Below are 19,095 nucleotides of genomic sequence, written 5' to 3' on the forward strand. Positions count from 1 at the left end.
TCAGAAAGCCATGTCTTTTTTTCGCCTAACGCACTAGACAACGACAGGCGAATTGACCTATATAGCTAGCTTCTGGCGGATCGCTGAGACTTCTATCTGACCAAAGTTCAGATATTTCTTGCAAGCAGACAACCTTCAAACCGGGTCACCCTGCTTGTGATAAATAGGCGAAATTAACAAGCCTGACAGCGTCCCGAGTGGGAATCAATAACTGGCGGTTGATAACGGAAAAATATGCAATGACTGAGATTGTATCAAACGAAGAACCGAAACGTGCTAATCGCGCAACCGATACGGACCGTTATGTCGGTCAGCGTATTCGCGAACGTCGCATCATGCTGGGTCTGTCCCAGCAGCAGATGGCCGATCTGATCGGCGTCACCTACCAGCAGGCTCACAAATACGAGCGCGGCATCAACCGCATTTCTGCCGGTCGTCTTTACGAAATCTCGCAGGTCCTGGGCGTTCCCGTCAGCTACTTCTATGAAGGTCTCGACGGCAACCAGGAAACCGAGCTTAATGCGCGTCAGCGCATGTGCCTTGAACTGGCGCGCAACTTTGCCAGCATCAAGCACGAGAAACACCAGGAAGCGCTGAGCCAGATGGCACGCGCACTGGCCGATCAGGCTGCCTAAGCCTGATCACTGCGATCTTCAGCATTGCTGCAAAAATCAGGCTGCCTTCCTTCGATGGCAGCCTTTTTTTGTGGCTGATCACAGGCACGATTTTTGTGATAGCGTCACGGCAAGACCAAGACAGGGGCAAACCGCATGACAGGCGATATCACACAATCCGGCCTGATCGATTTGATCGACCAGCAACGCAGCAAACTTGGCTATCTGTCGATATCGGCCCTTATGGCACTGACAAGGGCCGGGAATGCCATCCTTGATCCGTTTTCAACCCTGATCAGCATCCATGCCGAGATCGGGCGCGACAATATTTTCCATCCTGCCGTCCGGCTTGATGCCACCTCCCCGGAGATGCTTGAAATTGGCAGCCGAAATACGTTCTACGGCAACACTGTGATTGATGCCCGGACAGGACTGATCACGATCGGCAATGGCAATCTGTTTGGCGAGGGATGCGTCCATGTTGCCACCAACCAGCCCGGTGCAACGATCATTATCGGATCAGATGGCCGTTATCGCGGGTCAATCCATATTTCCGGCTTATCCGTTCTGGGTGATGGCAGCCAGATCCTTGGTAATATCATTGTCCGCGATGTGCAGCTTGGCGCGGGCGGATCATTTCGCCACCCGATTGCCGATGAACGCGGCGCGGTTTTAAAGGGGATTGGCGAGGGACGGGGGATTATCCTTGAAACAGGTCAGGTGATTGCCGGAAACGGCGCCCTTGCCCCCGAAAACGTCCGCATGCAGTCCTTTTATCATCCGGATGCAAAATAGGGGCAGCCGATGGCTACCCCTTTGTCGCAAAACCCATGTCCGGCATCTATTGGTCGGCAATCACCAGATCATCGGAATGGATGACCGCGTTGCCGCGGCTATATCCCAATGCGGTTTCGATTTCCTGAGAAGAATGCCCCTTGATCATGCGGGTTTCCTCGGCCGAATAGGACGAGATGCCGCGTCCGATTTCGGCACCATCCGCATCAAGGATGCGTACCGCATCGCCGTGCTTGAAGCTGCCATCAACACCGGAAATCCCCGCCGCCAGCAGATTTTTACCCGCACGCAACGCCTTGGCCGCACCACCATCAACGATGATCGCCCCACGGGCCGAAAGCGACGTTGCGATCCAGTGGCGACGTGCCGCAAGCGGGCTTTCGCTGGGCAGAAAGAGGGTATGGGGGCCGCCATCAAGCTGCGCCTTTAGCGGATGATAGATCGTGCCGCGCGCAATCATCATGCGGCACCCGGCTTTCATCGCGATTTCGGCGGCCTGCAACTTTGTCACCATCCCGCCGGAGCTGTACATCGTCGGCGCAGCACCGGCCATGCCCATGATTTCAGGTGTCAGTTCGCGCACGGTCGGGATCAGGGTCGCATCCGGGTTCTTGCGCGGATCGGCGGTATAGAGGCCATCAATATCGGAAAGCAATACCAGCATATCAGCCGAAATCATGTGCGCGACCTTGGCCCCAAGACGGTCATTATCGCCAAAGCGGATTTCTTCGGTCGCAACCGTATCGTTTTCATTGATCAACGGTACCGCACCGCGTGCCAGCAACGCATTCAATGTCCCACGCGCATTAAGGTAACGGCGGCGGCTTTCCATATCCTCAAGGGTCACCAGAACCTGCGCCATGATCAGGCCATTGCGGCCCAGTGCTTCCTGCCAGACCTGCGACAGGCTGATCTGGCCTGTCGCGGCAGCGGCCTGTTTGTCGGCCAGGCTGATGGTGCGGTGATCAAGCCCGAGCAAACGCCGCCCCATGGCGATCGCACCACTTGATACGACAATGACCTCGACCCCGCGTTCACGCAGAAGGGCGACGTCATCGGCAAGTGCTTCGAGCCAGGCGCGGCGAAGCTTGCCTGTATTTTCATCGACCAGAAGGGCCGATCCAACCTTGATGATCAGGCGTTTTGCATCTGCAAGGCTCACGGTTGGAAGCCCTCGTCTTCGCGGCCCTCCATCGCGCGGCGTTCGCGTTCACCGATGATGTGGCGACGCAATTCGCGATGGACTTCCTTGACCCCCTGCTGGGTGGCACCGGACACGATAAAGACTTTCTTTCCGATCCCCTTTTCAAGGATTTCGCACTGTTCCTCGACCATTTCCGGCAGAAGCTGATCGGCCTTGGAAAGGGCGACGACTTCGGGTTTGTCGATCAGGATATCGGCGTAACCTTCAAGCTCCTCGCGCACCGTGCGATAGGTTCCGACCGGGTCTTCGTCAGCACAATCGATCAGATGCAGCAGGACTTCGCAGCGTTCGATATGACCGAGGAACCGGGTCCCGATGCCCTTGCCCTCGGATGCACCTTCGATCAGACCGGGGATATCGGCCAGAACAAACTCGTGATCATCGATCTCGACCACACCCAGCTGCGGATGCAGGGTGGTAAAGGGATAATCGGCGATTTTCGGACGCGCGCTTGACGATGCGGCAAGGAAGGTGGATTTCCCCGCATTGGGCAAGCCGACCAGACCAGCATCGGCAATCAGTTTGAGGCGCAGCCAGACCGACATTTCCTCGTTCGGCCAGCCTTCTTCCGCACGGCGCGGGGCCTGGTTGGTGGAGGATTTGAAATGGGTGTTCCCCCGGCCTCCATCACCGCCGCGACACAGCACAAAGGTCTGCCCGGGTTCAAGCATATCGACAATCAGGGTTTCGCGGTCTTCTTCAAGGATCTGAGTTCCGACCGGCACCTTGATGGTGATCGAGTTGCCCGAACGGCCAGTCCGGTTGCGCCCCATACCATGCATGCCGATTTCGGCCTTGAAATGCTGCTGATAACGGAAATCGATCAGGGTGTTGAGGTTTTCGACCGCTTCGACAATCACGTCACCGCCGCGCCCGCCATCGCCGCCATCCGGGCCACCATATTCGATGAATTTTTCGCGCCGGAAGCTGACCGCACCGGCACCGCCGCGGCCACTGCGTACGTGGATTTTTGCTTCGTCGAGAAACTTCATAACCGGTCCTTTGGGCGATGCCCGTCAATCATTCCGCCCGGCCGGATCGCGATTTCGAAACAGATCGCCTCGCATCGACGGCACGGGAAATTTTCATATAACACATAAAACAAGGGAGGAATGATTGCTCATTCCTCCCTCGAAATCTTTGCTACGAATGAGCGCAGCCGACGGGAGGCTTACGCCTCGGCCGGAACGACACATACATAGGTACGACCCTTGAAGCCCGACTTGAACTGAACGTTGCCGCCAGCCGTCGCAAACAGGGTGTGGTCTTTGGCCAGGCCAACATTGTCGCCGGCATGGAACTTGGTGCCACGCTGACGAACGAGAATGTTACCTGCAACAACCGTCTGGCCGCCGAATTTCTTGACGCCGAGGCGCCGACCTTCGGAGTCGCGACCGTTACGGGAGCTACCACCAGCTTTCTTATGAGCCATGAAACTCTCCTAAAACTGCATCCCGGCCGATCAGGCCGTGATGTCCGTGATGCGCAGAACAGTCAGGTTCTGGCGATGACCATTTTTGCGACGGTAGTTATGCCGGCGCTTTTTCTTGAAAACGATCACCTTGTCGCCCTTGGTCTGCTCGAGAACTTCTGCATTCACAAAAGCCCCTTTGACCAACGGAGCACCAACCTTCGGCGCACCGTCACCAGCAACCATGAGAACTTCTTCAAGTTTCACGGTGTCACCGGCCTGGGCAGCGATCTTTTCGACTTTGATAACGTCGTTGGCAGCAACTTTATACTGTTTGCCGCCAGTTTTGATGATTGCATACATCGATATAGTTCCTGAAAAATCATTCTGGAAACGCACACGCGCGCTTCGGTGTCGCTGCTAACTGAAACCGAACCGCTGCGAGAGACGGGTGAAATACCTTTTTCGCCCGCCAGAGTCAACCGCAAAGCGCGTCATTTCCGGGCTTTGGCCATGGCCGGGGCGCATGGCAGAGGTTTGCTTCCCAACCCAACCCGGCCCAACCGGCAAAAGAGTTCGTGGAAAATACGTTTTCCCTCTTGCATTCTGCTTCAGGGATCGTTAAACAGCGCCTCGAACGCCAGACCACACATGCGGAGAGGTGCCGGAGTGGTCGAACGGGGCGGTCTCGAAAACCGTTGTACTAGCAATAGTACCGTGGGTTCGAATCCCACCCTCTCCGCCATTTTCCAGATAAAGCACTGAAAAACAAAGATTTTAGGCTGGCGCTGCAAGCGGCTGGTTTAAAAATCTTGTGTATCACGATTGTGTCACAGTCGCCAGCACATCCAATCCCCTTTTTTCTATTTTCAGGGTGGCATTTTCAGCAATGTCATCAATGGAAGACGGACGGACGGTTTTGTATAGAAAACCGTCCGTCCGTCTTCCTGTTGAAAAAAAATGAAGCGGTCTGTTGACTGAAATTTTTTTGAACGAATATCCGAAAAGTCAGCAATTTCGCTGACAGTTTTTTATAAGGATATTTTAATTATGTCATACATTTCCATTGGAAAAATCGATAAGTCCGCAGCCTTTGAAGCAGATTTCGAACCACGCTTCAAATTCCTCAGCGAAAAAGAACTCATAAGCCTTCCTGGCCCGCAATGGCTTGTTAAGCATCTTATTCCCACTAACTCCCTCATTCTGATGTATGGAGCGCCGGGAGCGGGGAAAAGCCATATTGCCCTTGCCCTGACGCAGAGCATTGCCAACGGATATGAGATTCTTGGACGTCGAACGAACAAAGCCAAGATTGTTTATGTTGCCGCCGAAGGTGCTGCGGGAGCCAGTAACCGGGTTGAAGCCCATCGGGTATATCGGAATATTCCAGAAGATTCAGAGGGGGATGTTCTTTATCTGGATTGCCCTGTTTCTCTCCTGCACGACAATGACCTTAAAAGCTTTGTCCTCGCCATCGTTCACAAGCTGGCAGGTCAGGAGATCGGTCTCGTATTCATAGACACACTTTCCAGATGCTTCGCCGGAGATGAAAACAGAGCCGACGAAATGGCACAACTGGTTTCAGCGTGCCAAATCATTCAGCGGGAACTGGGGTGCTCTGTTTGCCTCGTCCATCACGAAGCGAAACAAGGCTCAGCAAGAGGAAGCACAGTTCTCCCCGGTGCGGCTGACACCATCATCCACGTCACAGCAACCGACGGAAAAGGGTTTGAAGCCGTCATCGAAAAGCAAAAAGACGCCCCTGACGGGCTTGTCATTTCGGGCCATTATGATCTGGTAGAACTTGGGACAGATGAGGATGGGGAGTCAATTGAGGTGCCCATTGCCCTCTTTGATAAAATTTCCCCGCAAGCAAAAGGTAAAAGCAACGGACCAAAAGGGCGCAATCAGGCCATTGCATTAGAGGTTTTAAGTGAGGCGCCTCTGTCCGGCTTAACAGAAGAAGGTTGGCAAAACGCGTTTGCCGAATGCACCGGATCAGATAACCGTCGCGCCTTCCGGGATGCAAAGGCTGCCCTGATCCAGAGAAAATTGGTTTCGGAGGTTGGCGGAAAATTCATTGCGAACTGATTGCCTAGAATCAAAGCCAAAACCCAAAAGCCCGCCGTAATGGCGGGCTTTGGCTTTCCATCGGAAGAAATCACAATTTTCTTCACAACTGTTATATAGGTTCATTTACGAGAAAGCCAAATCACCTCTCTCGTGCCGCCTCTTTTCCTACCACGTCAATCATTGCGTTCGCCCCCTTGATCAGCCCCCCTCCAAAGTGCCGACCAGTCTGGTGTAAACCTTTGTTGACCGCCCTCGCCCAAGCGTTTTTCTTTGCTTTCGCTGTCATTCTTCCTTTTCTGTTCAGGCGGGTTTCGGATGGCCCCAAATGTTTTTGAGGCTCCAATGGAATTGCACCGAACGGCTCGGCCTGTCGCAAATATGAACGATGATCCAAAGCCGTATCAGCCCCACCCAATGCCAACGCTCGATTGCATATAGCTGCCCATTGGCTCCGCCACATCTCAATATGCTTGCGGGAATGCTGTTTCTGGTCGAGTTCCCTCGTTTTTACCCCCATACAGCCGCCCTCAATTTTTCTGGTCGTAACCATCAAATGCGCGTGGTGATTTCTTTGGTCTCCATCCTTGTCTGGGGAATGAATTGCGTAATCGACTGCAACACCGTGACGCGAGTGAAGCCAATGAGCGAAACTCTTAACAAGCTCAGCACGACGAACGTCATCAAGCTCACAGGGCAAGGCAATGACAATTTCGCGAGCAACAACAGAATTTTTCCTGTTTTCTGCGGCTTCTGCTGCATTCCATAGACTAGCCCTGTCACCCGGCCAGCCGATCACCTCAGAGGCCACAACGCCACGCCTACGCGTATAATTGAACCTCTCCCCAGTGCGCTCATCATCGAGTTTTTCGCCAGCTCTGTATGCCGCTGCTGCGACTGCACTGCGCCCGTCTCCTCGCCTTACGGACTGCACTGCCAAATAGAAAATTGCCATTCCTCCCCCTTGCAATCGCCAGATTGCTAAGTTGCGCCCTTACGAGGAAAGAAATGGGACCGAAACGGAGATTTTTCCAATGGAAACAATTTGATAACGCCACCACATCCTTTGAAAGCAATCAAGGAGGTGAAAATGTCATCGTCAATATCAGACAGAGATCGGAGACAGGCGAGAGCAAAAGAACAGCGAAACAAAGCTCAAGCGAAACGGGAACGAGAACGAATGAACGCCAAGCGGAGGGCTATACTGGCGAATGTGATGGAATGGGCGCTGATGGGGCCGGGAACAAACAGGAACATAGCACGCAAGCTTTTGCGCGATGCTCTAAATACCCCGGCAGATCGCAGAATGTTCGGGTTGGACTAACCTGATCGGCTGCGCTTCGGCGCTCGTTCTTGGTATGGGTTCCACCCCCAAAGGCAAAGGCGCAAAATCACACCCGGCGTCAGAAAAGAAGGTGTATCCATTGCAGGCCAGAGGGCTGCTTCATCAGGAAGCTTTAAAAATTGAGCTAGAGCCCGACGATTGGCCTTAGTCTGCCCCCTCACAAAGTCCTTTGCACTGAACAGGTGCTGGCTTGGCTGTGCTTCTTGCACCAGAGACTGATAAATCCCTTCCCGCTTTTCCCGCTCTCTCGTCCAATCACGTGTATTTTTCATATACCCGCCCCTATATCTTTCATAATCAACGATATAGGAGCGGAATCCTGATATTTCCAATTAATGGAACTGAATGCCAAGCGTTCTTATTTTTGAGCTTTCGCCACTTCAAGTTTGAAAGCAAGTGCCCTAACCAGCAGGTTTCAGCACAAAAATGTGTCCAAGAGGGCGACAACTCAAACCATGCAAGCTCTCCAAGTCATCAAGAGGCAGCTGCGAAGAAACGTCCTAAGATGGTGTGACAGCTATCATCATGTTGTGCATAATTCCTTGCGCTCAATGACATCACACCTTAAGATGACTTTAAGTAGCTATAACTGCAAAAAATCGGAAGACATAGAATGCAAAGCAGAGTCCCCCACGTAATACCGTATCAGGGCAGCAAGAAAGGATTGGCAGAGCGCATTTGCGCTTTGATACCCCGTGGCACAGAAGTGTTATACGAGCCTTTTGCTGGTTCGGCGGCTGTTACGCTTTATGCAGCATCGAACAACATTGCAAAGCATTACGTAATCTCCGATACGCTGGAGCCTCTGACCAACCTTTGGATTGAAATAATCAACAATCCGGAGGCAACGGCAAAAAAATATGAAAATGTTTGGTGCGGCGATAAAGAAATTGCATACGATCATTTTCTCGCCGTCCGCGATAGGTTCAATACCAGCAAAGACCCTATCGACCTTCTCTATCTGGTGGCGAGGTGCGTAAAAAACGCTGTGAGGTTCAACAAACATGGGAACTTCACGCAATCTGCCGATAAGAGAAGATTGGGAACAAATCCCAAAACAATGGCCAAATCCATCTTGGCAGCGAGCCACGTGCTAAAAGGTAAATCTACAGTTCTGTGCGGAGATTTCAGAGATAGCATTAAAAAAGCTACATCAAGCGATCTTGTTTACATGGACCCCCCGTATCACGGAACGACCTATGGCCGAGACAAGCGTTATTTCATGCAGCTGGATCGAGAATCTCTAACAGAGGGCTTGGAGTATCTAAACAACAAAAATGTTCCTTTCATACTGTCGTACGATGGAAAAACAGGCGACACTGAGTATGCAGAGGAACTACCGAGAAGCCTGATGATGGAGCGACTATGGATTTCGGCAGGCCGATCATCTCAAGCCACTCTGTCAGGCAGGGAACAAGAGACGGTAGAAAGCCTTTATTTATCAAGCCACCTATCGCATCACGCTGACAACTGGTGCCAAAAGACCGGCATCAGGACAGATCAGCAAGCATCACTATTCGCCTGATTGCGTTACTATTCGCCTAATTGCGTTTTTGACAAGCTCCTGGGGCGTGCACCTGTGTGACGCAGCCATCTTTAAGAACCTTTCGTATACAACACACTCACTCCCGGACCAGACAACATCCAGTCTGCGTTCGGGCCGAGTGGCTATATGGGTGTATGCCTCAGGGTAGGCCCAAAAACAGCTCTCACACACCTTTTTATCCTTTGATGTGCGGAAGTTGCTACAATTCTCACACGACCAACTTTTTGCGCGCTGTCCAGAAGCATCCAAGAGCATGTAATGCTCAACATCCTCACCAGCATCATTCCCTGCAACCTCGTAGGGGATACGGTGATCAATCTGCAAATATCTCGCATCAATTTGTTCATTCGTCAGGGCAGACTTGGAGCCATATCTGTCTATCAGCGCCCGCTTGAACTTGACAGAAAATGCCTTCCTGCCGCCAATGCGCCCCTTTACCCGCTTTCTGTAATCGAACTTATATGCCCCGATTGTTCTGCCTGTTGAACTGCTTAAAACCTTGTCAGTTACAAGGGGAATGCCATTTTCACGAACGTCACGCGCCGCTCTTGGGGGATGGTCATAACCATACTGGTCTTTCAGCTCTTCTGTGGTGATGTAACCATTTTTCATTATGTGGTCGATGACCGTTTTGGCACGTTTTGCGGTAATTGATATACACAGTTCGTAAAAATCTTGCGGCATTTCTTCGGGCTTAGGGATCTCACTCATAATCATCTACCAAAAGTTGAAATGGTTTCACACCGAAAGCAGACGCTAGAGCTTCGACTGTGGCGAGTGTTATATTTCTTTCCCCTCGCTCAACAGACCCTATATATGTTCTATGATACCCGCAGATTGCGGCCAATTCTTCTTGGGTTATTCCCATTTTGGTTCGCTCAACACGAACATTTCTTGCAAAAATGTCTTGCAAGATCACGGACTTCCGGCGCTGATTGCTCTCATTGCTCATGACGACTATTGGTAGCGCAAAGAACCCTATAAATCGACAGACTCTAAGTATCTTTTCATGAACCCCAAGGACAGATTGGCATTCATTACTGATCTCTATAGGCTATTTACACGCACCAATGAGCAGTGAAAGGCTTAACCTGAAGCGCAGGGCGAAACGATCTTACTGCAATCCAGCGGAACTCGGCACAAAGCTACCTGAATTTAACGAAGTCACCGGCGACTGATACAAGGACAGAAGCCCGAAAACTTTGCTGGAGTCATCAGCTGCTTTTTCCTGATTTTTTGTATTTTGGTGGTCTAATACTGGTGAAATTGACGCCTTCGAAGACAAGCATTTCTATCGCGGGTTTCAACCTTTCCATTGAGTAGGTAAGACCATCTGAATCTCGACCATATCGCTCGGATACCTTACCGCTTGAATGCCCCATAATGGCATCAACCAACAATTCGTTGACTTCTTTGTCCAGCAATTCCCGTCGAGCAGTGTGCCGGAAAGAATGGAATTTGATCCTGCTGTCCTCGATCCCAACAACTTTTCGAATATACCTTCCCCACCACGCAGACCAAGCCGAACTGATTGTATGCCCTTTCGCATTGACCTGATCGAAAACCCTGTTTTGATTTGTTTTGCGCTGATGCTCAACATAGTCGAGGAACCCCCATTCAATCAGTTTTGAATGCACCGGGATTTTACGACGCGAGGATTTTGTTTTTAGCTTTCGGGTTGAGTTAGGACGAATAAAGAAGAAATCCACATCTTTTTCCCGCCCGATGTCCTCAAGTTCGAGACCACAAACCTCGGTCAGTCGAGCGCCAGAGAACAAGGCTATCAAAGGCACCCAAAACCCTGCTTCTGATGCCCCTCCAAGAGGCCTTTCCCCCTCCGAAAATACTGGAGATCTGATTATTTTTTCCACTTGTTCCGGCGAGAAGAAAAGCACTTCCTGCTCATCCTCATCTTCTTTGGCTTTTCTAACTGCGACACCGTTAGCAACATTGCGATCAACCATACCTTCCTGACAAGCAAAGCCCAGAATTGCAGCGATTGCAGCAAGAGCCTTGTCCTTCACCGTTTGAGGCCTCAGACGAGGAATGTCATCTCTGCCTTCCAGTGACATAATCAGCGCTTTGGTATCCATTGCCCTTTGTGCTTGGGTCATTCTCGCCGGTATCTTTTCAACCTCGTCCCTAAAATCCCGAATATGACTCGTCGTAATTTCGTCAACGGGCAAATCACCTATGAGATCACAAAAGCGCTTAACGTGTGTTCCGAAATCTGCCGCCGTTCTCTCCGTCGGGGCTCTAAAGCGACGCCATTTCTCAAAAACTTGTGTTAGGCGCAACCGGTTGCTCGAACTTGGCAAGGTTGTGGCTTTTGGCGTTTCAACAACAGGTGCGACCTCTGATGCTGGGCAATCCTGATCGTCATCCTCGTCGGGAAGAATCCCCGTGCTAAGCTGGAAAAGTCGCACCAGTTGATCCGTTGAGCTATCGGAAAACAACGGGTCTTGGATGTCCATCTGAAAACGCCCTTTATCTGCATCCGCTGCAAGGCGATTAGCTTCACGTTTTGCACGCAAAAAACCGTGGCCCAATTTTCGGTAAACAGCATTCCCTTGGTCGTTGAGGTCAAGACGATCGTTCAGCAATAGTGCCTTCCAAAGGTCCCCTTCAACTGCACTGAAACCACCATTCTGAAGGTTGTCCGCAATTTCCGATTCGACCGCATCACGGTTTTTGATCCGTTCAGCTAGAATCTCTTTTGCTTCTTCGCGATGCATATCCGGTATGTCGGAAATCTGACGCCAAAAGAAATCCTCCCCACACTCATTTTTAAAGAAAGTGCGGATCATTTCGACAATCTGCCGGTCGTTCATACTGGGGCATCCTCTTATCCGATGGAATAACGCATACGCACGAGTATGCAGCCCAAGAGCTGCAACTTTTGCAAGCGAAAAGTTGCGAGTTCGGAGGCTAAATCTAAGTTCTGATTGATTAATTCTGGTTTTCAGATCGAGGGGAATCCGCATTCGGAAGTAGTATACTGCCCCACGCCGAAAAATATGGCTCTGTCTGCTCAATGTGTCACACTCCTGTGTCACACCGCTTGACAAGCTAACCTTTTGTTTTTATTTATCTTCAATGTGTTGAGAGTGGAGTTTCACATATCATAAGTGTCCCACCCTCTCCGCCATTTACACGTTCGCACCAGAGAAGATTTAGCTGTTGGGAATCCTTACCCCCCCTCCCACAACACTTCCAAAGCGATCCAGAACTCTCAAGAAACACATATTCAAGCGCCACAAGGGATCTTGGAAAAGAGACGCCTTACACCAACCAAGGCAGCACTCTGCATAGTAAAGCACTGTAATTGCTATAACATACTGTCGCTGGTATCTGCTCCCGTTTGAAAAATCCGGTTTCAAGGCACACCCAGTCGAATTCCACTACAAAGACGAAAATCGACGCAGAGTCGTTTGACAGTTGAGATCAAAGCCAAGAACCAATGGAGATTAATATATGGCGTATATTGGATAGAGACAGAGTCACAGGAGCGACAAGACCACATATCACTCATTATTCAAGCAGGACAACCTGACGAATCACAATATTCTGAAAATATTGCTCATACCCTGGAGAACACCCCTCTTCCGAGAAATCAAATTTCGACATATTAGTACTACTTGGATCGAAATCAATATATACAATCTCTCCATCTTTTTTCTTATGCATTCTAGGCAATACATCAAGAACAGAAAGTTTTTTTCCTTGACCAAAGTATCTTTGCAACTCTTGAGAGCCTATTGCCCCCCCTCCATTGTTACCATAATAGCCAACCATGGATCGAAAACGACCCATCTCTTCAATTCTTCTATCCAAATCTTCACTGTAGAATGGCTATAAGAGATCAAATTTGGAATTTGAGGGCTATAATTGTAGGCCTCAACCGCTCTTGCTTGGAATGCATCAGTAAACAAAGATGCATGTAGAAATATGTCCCGAAAGCCTTGGCACAGAACTACAAAATCGCCACTCATAAGCTGGCTCATTTTATCTTCAAATCCAAGATCAAGAAATGATGCATAACTTTTAGTTGTTGGCCCCTGCATCAAAGGCTTTTCCCATAATTATTCGAGAAGCCCTGTTGCATACCGCACCTCTCTAAACTGACTATTCCCTGTAGGTTGATATTCGATGCTTGCAGCCCCCCCCCCCAGCAAAGGCTATTTGCTCCGAGTCAACATCAATAGAGCGAGTAACACCGACTGAGCGCCGGCTAAGTATCGAATATCCCCCTTGGTGAACAAAAGAAAATGTCGCGTCCAACCATCCCTGCGACTGCCTAACCAACTCGAAATATTCACCATTTAAAAAACAATAATCGAGTATTCGTGGTCCTCTGGCTCATTGACCAAGGGAATACGAACGCTTCCATCGACAACTTTGAGAGCTATCTTTTCTTCTTGAAATTCTATAGAACTTATCTTAGACGGGACATTCGGCAAAACAACGTATTCAACAGATTCAACATCCTCACCAAACACCATTTCCAAATAATCTTTTGTTTGACGATATTCTGAAATGAAGTCATTTCTGAATTAACTTTTATCTTGCTCTGAAAAATACGGGATAAAATCATAATTATACACAAATGCAGCGAGAACCGCAGACATTGTCAGCGCACTATACAGAAGTACTACTCTACTTAAGAACGCCATGCTGTGTTTTTTTTCAATAAAATGACCCACCTTTAGATTTTTATTAAAATCCTACAGCAATAAGAAGTTCTGCAATTCGATGATCATACGTGTGATAGGCCATCACATATTGGTGCGCATTTTTGGCGATGTTGCTCCGATAGTTTACATCACCAAAACGGTCCAGCACGTCATCAAGATTGGAATAGTCTGACGCCAAAGAGATATAATGCTCGTCGGCCTTTAGAATATCGTTATATCGCCCGTTCACCAGTATCTGGCACGTCTGGGTTCCGATTGCGTCGAAATGCCTTGATGAGATGCATTTAGCATAGAACGGCGGACGAGGACGACCTTCGAAAAAGGTCGAATAAATCTCACCAAACTCCATTTGCTCATTAAGTGAAGATTCGTGCTGTACCATGCCCGAACTCAGCACTTTTCTCAAAAACGCTCTAATCTGCCACGGCAATTTATGACCGATTTTTCGAAGCGGAGAGTCATTTGGAATAACCAGAACCTTACCCTTGGTGCGTTCTGCGGTCCATGTCCGGATTTCGTTTATGATCGCGTCGTCTCGTTCCACCCACCAGGACCCAGCTTCACTTGAGACGGTGCCTCGACAGTTATTGAGAAACTGCGCCCATCCCTTTCGGTTCAAGCGCTCCGTGCTGATATTGACGTTCAGCCCCTTTTTTGACATCTCAGGTGACGAAAATAGGTCATGCAAGTTATTACGCTCGCCATCCCCCAGATGAGGCAAATAGCGAACAGCACGAACCCCAATGTCGATTGCGCGATCTGCATCCGACAATACCGGGTAAAACGCATCCGGATTGAGAGCGTGTGGAACAGCCAGCACCGAGTTCTCGACCAAATCCCCCCAAAGAAACTCTCCGGCTTCAAGGGGAAGCTGCGTCGCGATGAAATCTGGTCTGATTACGGCCAAGACATCACGCTTGGCTCCAATTGGAGAACCGGGCAAGTTCACTTCGTTACCAACAAAACTCACCAGTGTTCCGCGACGATCTGCTAGAACATTTGCAAACGGCTCCAAATAGATTGTGGTGTCGCCGTTAGTCGAGTGCAGTAGAACAATCAGATCGGCCTCAGAAACTTCTTTTTTTAAGTCGCTCAGGTTGCCTTTCTGACAGATATTGATCTTCGTTACAGCGAATCTGCTGCTTCGTTCAAAAGCCTCAGTCCAGTCGTCATAATAAGAAAGCCGAGTGGTGTATTCGGCATAGAGAAGCAGCGTGCGTATTGAAGAAGAGCTCATGACGCACGCAAAATTTTCTCGACGATGACAAACGCTGCACGTCCGTCACCAAACTCGGTAATTTCTTTGCGTGGGCCGGCCTCTGGCCCTTTCCACAAACGATTCCATCCCGCCTCGATTGTTTCGGGCCACTCGGTTTCACTGCGCAGGGTAACGCAGGGTTTGGCGTGGAAATAAGCCTCTTTCTGCAACCCTCCGGAATCTGTAAAGACCTGCGTGCAATTGGCAATCAATCCGGCCATCTCCAGATATCCAACCGGGTCGATAATATCAATCCCGTCAAGCGAGACGCCGAACCGCTCGGCTGCGGCTTTTGTTCTTGGATGCAAAGGCAAAACAATCTTCATTCCAGCGGAGTTGTCGCGCAGGAATTCAATCACTTCGCTCAGGCTTTCCGCACTATCTGTATTCTCCGCACGGTGTATCGTCGACAGCGTGTAAGGAACGCCTTTCAAAGAAGCGACAAGCGCACTATTCGGGTCCGCATTGAAACGTTCAATTGCGTCACGGGTCGCGTCATACATGACATCGCCAACATGATGGACCTGATCGACTACGCCTTCATTTGTCAAGTTTTGGACCGCAGCAAATGTCGGACAGAACAGAATATTGCTGACATGGTCTGTAAGAACCCGGTTCACTTCTTCTGGCATTCTACGATTGAATGACCGCAGACCGGCCTCGACATGAGCAACTGGAATATGTAGCTTTGCAGCTGCCAATGCACCAGCCAAGGTTGAGTTCGTATCACCGTAAACCAGAACCCAATCTGGCTTTTCTTCGACAAGAACAGTTTCGATCTTTTCGAGCATACGGCCCGTCATTTGACCGTGATTTCCGCCGTGGACGTCAAGTGAATATGCGGGCTTAGGAATTCCAAGCTCATCGAAGAAAATATCCGACATATTCGCGTCGAAATGCTGGCCGGTGTGTATCATCACCTCCTGCACATCAGGCGTCTGGTCAATGGCACGGGTAATCGTTGCAGCCTTTACAAACTGAGGGCGTGCGCCAACGACCGTAACAACCTTGGTTGGCATTCCTACACCCGATCCATGAAGTAGTCGTGCTGCTTGATGCATGCCTCGATGGTGGATTTGTTCTGGTTCATCCACGTAACAGTGCGCTCAATCCCCTCTCGGACACTAACACTGCATTCAAATCCAAGTTCGCGAAGAGATTTCTCGGTTGAGCCAAACCGTTTACCAGAACGGTCCCAATCACGAGCAGGCTTAAGATCTACCGGTGTTTTATTCCCGGTTACCTCGTTAATGATGGTCGCAAGTTCGAGAATGGACGTCTCCACACCGGACGCAAGATTATAAATCCCGCCATCTTCGCCCTTGGCAGCACAAGCCATAAGGCCGCGCGCCATATCTTCCACAAAAATGAAATCGCGACTGGCATTACCACCATTATCAAGTGGCAAGGCTTCACCATTCATAGCCTTCCAGATGAATGTCGGAGTTACGTTACGCCAGACCGTGTGTACTGTTCCACGCCATTCGCCTGCGCCCAAAATCTCACGCGGGCCATAAACATTCTGGAAGCGCGCCTTAACAATCGGCAACCCATGACGGACCCAGTAGTAGTTGCCGTACAACTCGCCTATCAGCTTGGATATTGAATACGGGCTGTCGTGGTAAAGTGACACCGGGGCATCTTCAGATGTTGCAGATGCTTCGTCGAATGTTTTTTCAGCGACCGCGCATCCTGCAGCAGCGTAAACAACCTTCTTGAGTGATTTAATATCTTTGAGACGTTCGAAAAGCTTCAGACTGGTGAGGGTATTGTTTTCATGATCGGCCATGGGATCATGGATCGACGACTGGTTACCGTGGTAGCAGGAGAGATGCCAAGCATATTCCAAATCATCAGGCAAATTTTTCAGGATCTTGTCACTGGTGATAGAACCAAAAACGAAGGTTACTCTCGGATCATCAACAACGTTGGAAATGTCCGACGAGAGAAGGTTATCAACAATGATGATCTCTTTGGGATCTTGTTCAAGCAGTTTCAGGACGAGGTTGCTACCCACGAAACCTGCACCACCAACAACCAGAACTTTCTTGCCGTTGAACTTGGAAAACTCTTTATCAAGCACTGAACTACCCGCCATTTATTTCTTGAGTCAGCCCCTGTGTCGGTATTTACAACAACCAATACAGAGAGATTACATTCCACAAAACTGTTTCTAAACAATAATGAAACACCCCGATCCACTCCTGCGGACCGGGGTGTCCCCAACTAATTCCTACCCTTGGTCGGGTCAGCCAAATGGCTGTGGATCGCACTCACACCATAATTGTCATACCACTTAAGCATATTGCTTATGGTATCTGCGAAATTCACACGCGCCTTCCACCCGAACGCTTTTTCCGTTTCGGATGGATCAAGGACCACAGCGGGAACGTCGTCATCACCTACAGGTACAACTTTCACCGGCTCATCCAACGTCACACCGAGATGCGCAACCACAGCATCGAAGATGTCTTTGATTGTGTGACCTTCACCGGTTGAAACGTTATACACGCCCGTTGGCGCATCGTCCTGCAAAACCAAGTCCATCAGATCAAAGAAATCGCTCATATCCAGAAAATCGCGAACCGTGTCCGAACAGAAGCAGGATTTTCCATCTTTCAGGCGAGTGTAGAAAGTCGGGATTGGACCGATTGCCAATCGCGGACCCGTGACATTGGCCAGTCGCAACGAGACATATGACAACCCTGACATCGCAAGGTATTGCTCGCCTGCCGTCTTCGAAATGCCATAGCTTGTGAAAGGTGCAGTCGGCGCATCGGCAGGAATTGGAACAACCGCCGGTCGACCATAGCAAAGCGCGGTCTGAAAGTTGATAAAGCGCCGAACGTTATGCGCTTTCGCAGCATTCACAACATTGATCGTTCCGATCACATTGGTGTGTGTATCTTCAGTCCAGTCAGTCAAGTCCTTATAGGCTGCTGCGCTATGAATGACGTAGTCAGGCTGGAATTCAGCAAAGACTTTGTCGACAAGGCTGCTGTCAGCAATCGTGCCTTCAACAACCTTAAGCCCGGCAACGTCGGGAACGACTTCCCGACGCCCCGTTGCAAAATTATCGACAACCAGAATCTCGTGCCCCTGCGGAAGGAGCCGTTCAATCAGGTTTGAACCAAGGCAGCCTGCACCACCAGTAATCAGTATTTTCATATCGAGACTTACTTTTTAGCGTCGTGCTTAAGGTGAGTGTATCCACCGTGAACGCCGAACTCCTGATAATATTCAACACCAAGACGGACGGTTTCTTCAAGCGGGGTAAACTCGATATCGCCGAAATCAGCAAAGGTCCGAGACGGGTCAAGCAAAATTGACTCAGCATCATCCGGACCAAGGTCCCGAACATCCGGTTCCGGATATTCATTGAGCTTCATGGCCTTAACAACCGCATCATACAGCTCAATGATTGCAACGTCTGTTCCCGATGAGAAGTGGTAGGTGCCACTGCCTTGACCATCAGCAGCTTTCACCGCATAACGCGCCAAGTCACCAACAAACACGAAATCACGACGCGACTTTGTCACGAAGCACTGTTTGCCCTGGCTCAGTCGATCAAAGAAGATTGGCAGCGGTCCGCTTACGTTGCGCGGGCCAATTACGTTTGCGAGACGGAAAGTTACGTAATCAATCCCTGAAAGACGAAGATATTCTTCGGTCACAGTTTTGGAGATCGAATAGCTGGAATTGTCCGCATTGATTGGGTGTTTCAACGTAACCGGCTGCTCGTTCGGTTTAACACCATAGCAAAGAGCAGTCTGGAAATAGACGAAACGGCCTACGCCAAATTCCTTCGCAGCATTTACCAGGTTCGCACCGCCAACACAGTTGGTCATAGTGTCGCTGTACCAGTCAGACGGATCTTTATAGGAAGCTGCGGTATGAACAATCACGTCTGGACGAAAATCACCGATCAGCTTGTCGATCAAGCCCTTGTCGGCAATCGAGCCTTCAACAGCGGTCAGATTTGGGTGCGCTGACAGGTGCTCAGGACGACCAGTCGCAAAGTTGTCAATGCTGACAACCTCGTCACCACGCGCCAAAAAGAGTTCTGCAATGTGAGACCCAACCTGTCCACAACCGCCAGTAATAAATGCCTTCATAAATCCTAGACCCTATTCCAAAGTAGTTCCCTGCATACAAACG

General features: G+C 50.0%; 18 protein-coding genes, 1 tRNA gene and 1 pseudogene. 5 read left to right on the forward strand and 15 right to left on the reverse strand.

Going from position 1 to position 19,095, the window contains the following annotated elements; all coding sequences use genetic code 11:
- The first annotated feature begins 239 nt into the window (after positions 1-239).
- Positions 240-635, forward strand: a complete 396-nt coding sequence (locus tag ABIE64_RS11425; RefSeq protein WP_007090137.1) for a helix-turn-helix domain-containing protein — start codon at positions 240-242, stop codon at positions 633-635.
- A gap of 135 nt (positions 636-770) precedes the next feature.
- Positions 771-1,409 carry an LbetaH domain-containing protein gene (locus ABIE64_RS11430; RefSeq protein WP_354377496.1) on the forward strand — a complete coding sequence of 213 codons (639 nt, stop codon included), beginning with the start codon at positions 771-773 and terminating at the stop codon, positions 1,407-1,409.
- Positions 1,410-1,455: 46 nt separating this feature from the next.
- Here ABIE64_RS11430 and proB read toward each other — a convergent pair whose 3' ends face one another.
- The 4 genes from proB to rplU all read right to left on the reverse strand — a co-directional run bounded on the left by proB (position 1,456) and on the right by rplU (position 4,387).
- Positions 1,456-2,571 (reverse strand): glutamate 5-kinase, encoded by a 1,116-nt coding sequence (gene proB, locus ABIE64_RS11435; RefSeq protein WP_354377497.1) that lies wholly within the window; start codon positions 2,569-2,571, stop codon positions 1,456-1,458.
- Positions 2,568-3,605: a GTPase ObgE gene (obgE, locus tag ABIE64_RS11440; RefSeq protein ID WP_354377499.1), complete on the reverse strand. Its 1,038-nt coding sequence runs from the start codon at positions 3,603-3,605 to the stop codon at positions 2,568-2,570. The genes proB and obgE overlap by 4 nt, the downstream gene beginning before the upstream one ends.
- Before the next feature lie 179 nt (positions 3,606-3,784).
- On the reverse strand, positions 3,785-4,045 hold the full coding sequence (gene rpmA / locus ABIE64_RS11445; RefSeq protein WP_007090141.1) for a 50S ribosomal protein L27: 261 nt from the start codon (positions 4,043-4,045) through the stop codon (positions 3,785-3,787).
- Between the two features lie 30 nt (positions 4,046-4,075).
- The gene (gene rplU, locus ABIE64_RS11450) at positions 4,076-4,387 is read right to left on the reverse strand and encodes a 50S ribosomal protein L21 (protein ID WP_007090142.1); all 312 of its coding nucleotides are present in this window, start codon (positions 4,385-4,387) and stop codon (positions 4,076-4,078) included.
- Between the two features lie 292 nt (positions 4,388-4,679).
- Between rplU and ABIE64_RS11455 the strand changes: the two genes are divergently transcribed.
- Together ABIE64_RS11455 and ABIE64_RS11460 are read left to right on the forward strand one after the other, a co-directional pair.
- Positions 4,680-4,769 (forward strand) — tRNA-Ser (locus tag ABIE64_RS11455).
- A gap of 305 nt (positions 4,770-5,074) precedes the next feature.
- Positions 5,075-6,115 (forward strand): AAA family ATPase, encoded by a 1,041-nt coding sequence (locus ABIE64_RS11460; protein WP_354377500.1) that lies wholly within the window; start codon positions 5,075-5,077, stop codon positions 6,113-6,115.
- 121 nt (positions 6,116-6,236) lie between these two features.
- On the opposite strand, the gene mobQ is transcribed toward ABIE64_RS11460, so the two are convergent.
- Entirely contained in the window at positions 6,237-7,049 is an 813-nt protein-coding gene (gene mobQ, locus ABIE64_RS11465; protein WP_354377501.1) for a MobQ family relaxase, read from the reverse strand.
- A 1,003-nt stretch (positions 7,050-8,052) separates the two neighbouring features.
- On the opposite strand from mobQ, the gene ABIE64_RS11470 reads away from it, so the two are divergent.
- The gene (locus ABIE64_RS11470; protein ID WP_354377502.1) at positions 8,053-8,964 is read left to right on the forward strand and encodes a Dam family site-specific DNA-(adenine-N6)-methyltransferase; all 912 of its coding nucleotides are present in this window, start codon (positions 8,053-8,055) and stop codon (positions 8,962-8,964) included.
- Here ABIE64_RS11470 and ABIE64_RS11475 read toward each other — a convergent pair.
- The 10 genes and pseudogenes from ABIE64_RS11475 to ABIE64_RS11520 all read right to left on the reverse strand — a co-directional run bounded on the left by ABIE64_RS11475 (position 8,953) and on the right by ABIE64_RS11520 (position 19,052).
- Positions 8,953-9,696, reverse strand: a complete 744-nt coding sequence (locus ABIE64_RS11475; RefSeq protein ID WP_354377503.1) for a hypothetical protein — start codon at positions 9,694-9,696, stop codon at positions 8,953-8,955. The two genes, ABIE64_RS11470 and ABIE64_RS11475, sit on opposite strands and share 12 nt — an antisense overlap.
- The gene (locus tag ABIE64_RS11480; RefSeq protein ID WP_354377504.1) at positions 9,689-9,937 is read right to left on the reverse strand and encodes a helix-turn-helix domain-containing protein; all 249 of its coding nucleotides are present in this window, start codon (positions 9,935-9,937) and stop codon (positions 9,689-9,691) included. Before ABIE64_RS11480 ends, ABIE64_RS11475 begins: the two co-directional genes overlap by 8 nt.
- A gap of 262 nt (positions 9,938-10,199) precedes the next feature.
- The gene (locus tag ABIE64_RS11485; RefSeq protein WP_354377528.1) at positions 10,200-11,816 is read right to left on the reverse strand and encodes a site-specific integrase; all 1,617 of its coding nucleotides are present in this window, start codon (positions 11,814-11,816) and stop codon (positions 10,200-10,202) included.
- A 24-nt stretch (positions 11,817-11,840) separates the two neighbouring features.
- A pseudogene (locus ABIE64_RS11490) lies at positions 11,841-12,041 on the reverse strand (DUF6538 domain-containing protein); the annotation flags it as partial.
- Positions 12,042-12,516: 475 nt separating this feature from the next.
- The gene (locus ABIE64_RS11495; protein WP_354377505.1) at positions 12,517-12,819 is read right to left on the reverse strand and encodes a hypothetical protein; all 303 of its coding nucleotides are present in this window, start codon (positions 12,817-12,819) and stop codon (positions 12,517-12,519) included.
- Between the two features lie 882 nt (positions 12,820-13,701).
- Positions 13,702-14,916: a CgeB family protein gene (locus ABIE64_RS11500; protein WP_065701744.1), complete on the reverse strand. Its 1,215-nt coding sequence runs from the start codon at positions 14,914-14,916 to the stop codon at positions 13,702-13,704.
- Positions 14,913-15,956 (reverse strand): non-hydrolyzing UDP-N-acetylglucosamine 2-epimerase, encoded by a 1,044-nt coding sequence (gene wecB, locus ABIE64_RS11505; protein ID WP_065701745.1) that lies wholly within the window; start codon positions 15,954-15,956, stop codon positions 14,913-14,915. The genes ABIE64_RS11500 and wecB overlap by 4 nt, the downstream gene beginning before the upstream one ends.
- Before the next feature lie 2 nt (positions 15,957-15,958).
- Complete coding sequence (locus ABIE64_RS11510; protein WP_247643531.1) at positions 15,959-17,020, reverse strand: NAD-dependent epimerase/dehydratase family protein; 1,062 nt, start codon at positions 17,018-17,020, stop codon at positions 15,959-15,961.
- Positions 17,021-17,163: 143 nt separating this feature from the next.
- A complete protein-coding gene (locus ABIE64_RS11515) occupies positions 17,164-18,105 on the reverse strand; it encodes an NAD-dependent epimerase/dehydratase family protein (protein ID WP_065701747.1) in 942 nt (313 codons plus the stop codon).
- Between the two features lie 8 nt (positions 18,106-18,113).
- Positions 18,114-19,052 (reverse strand): NAD-dependent epimerase/dehydratase family protein, encoded by a 939-nt coding sequence (locus ABIE64_RS11520; protein ID WP_065701748.1) that lies wholly within the window; start codon positions 19,050-19,052, stop codon positions 18,114-18,116.
- Positions 19,053-19,095: the final 43 nt, after the last annotated feature.

It is taken from the genome of Thalassospira sp. MBR-102 (genome assembly GCF_040549275.1).
Classification (GTDB): Bacteria; Pseudomonadota; Alphaproteobacteria; order Rhodospirillales; family Thalassospiraceae; genus Thalassospira; species Thalassospira xiamenensis.

Excerpts from the sequence above, each read along its gene's own strand:
- ABIE64_RS11425 (WP_007090137.1), top strand. The coding sequence starts at position 240 with ATGACTGAGATTGTATCAAACGAAGAACCGAAACGTGCTAATCGCGCA.
- ABIE64_RS11430 (WP_354377496.1), top strand. The coding sequence starts at position 771 with ATGACAGGCGATATCACACAATCCGGCCTGATCGATTTGATCGACCAG.
- obgE (WP_354377499.1), bottom strand. The coding sequence starts at position 3,605 with ATGAAGTTTCTCGACGAAGCAAAAATCCACGTACGCAGTGGCCGCGGC.
- rpmA (WP_007090141.1), bottom strand. The coding sequence starts at position 4,045 with ATGGCTCATAAGAAAGCTGGTGGTAGCTCCCGTAACGGTCGCGACTCC.
- rplU (WP_007090142.1), bottom strand. The coding sequence starts at position 4,387 with ATGTATGCAATCATCAAAACTGGCGGCAAACAGTATAAAGTTGCTGCC.
- ABIE64_RS11460 (WP_354377500.1), top strand. The coding sequence starts at position 5,075 with ATGTCATACATTTCCATTGGAAAAATCGATAAGTCCGCAGCCTTTGAA.
- mobQ (WP_354377501.1), bottom strand. The coding sequence starts at position 7,049 with ATGGCAATTTTCTATTTGGCAGTGCAGTCCGTAAGGCGAGGAGACGGG.
- ABIE64_RS11470 (WP_354377502.1), top strand. The coding sequence starts at position 8,053 with ATGCAAAGCAGAGTCCCCCACGTAATACCGTATCAGGGCAGCAAGAAA.
- ABIE64_RS11475 (WP_354377503.1), bottom strand. The coding sequence starts at position 9,696 with ATGAGTGAGATCCCTAAGCCCGAAGAAATGCCGCAAGATTTTTACGAA.
- ABIE64_RS11480 (WP_354377504.1), bottom strand. The coding sequence starts at position 9,937 with ATGAGCAATGAGAGCAATCAGCGCCGGAAGTCCGTGATCTTGCAAGAC.
- ABIE64_RS11485 (WP_354377528.1), bottom strand. The coding sequence starts at position 11,816 with ATGAACGACCGGCAGATTGTCGAAATGATCCGCACTTTCTTTAAAAAT.
- ABIE64_RS11500 (WP_065701744.1), bottom strand. The coding sequence starts at position 14,916 with ATGAGCTCTTCTTCAATACGCACGCTGCTTCTCTATGCCGAATACACC.
- wecB (WP_065701745.1), bottom strand. The coding sequence starts at position 15,956 with ATGCCAACCAAGGTTGTTACGGTCGTTGGCGCACGCCCTCAGTTTGTA.
- ABIE64_RS11515 (WP_065701747.1), bottom strand. The coding sequence starts at position 18,105 with ATGAAAATACTGATTACTGGTGGTGCAGGCTGCCTTGGTTCAAACCTG.
- ABIE64_RS11520 (WP_065701748.1), bottom strand. The coding sequence starts at position 19,052 with ATGAAGGCATTTATTACTGGCGGTTGTGGACAGGTTGGGTCTCACATT.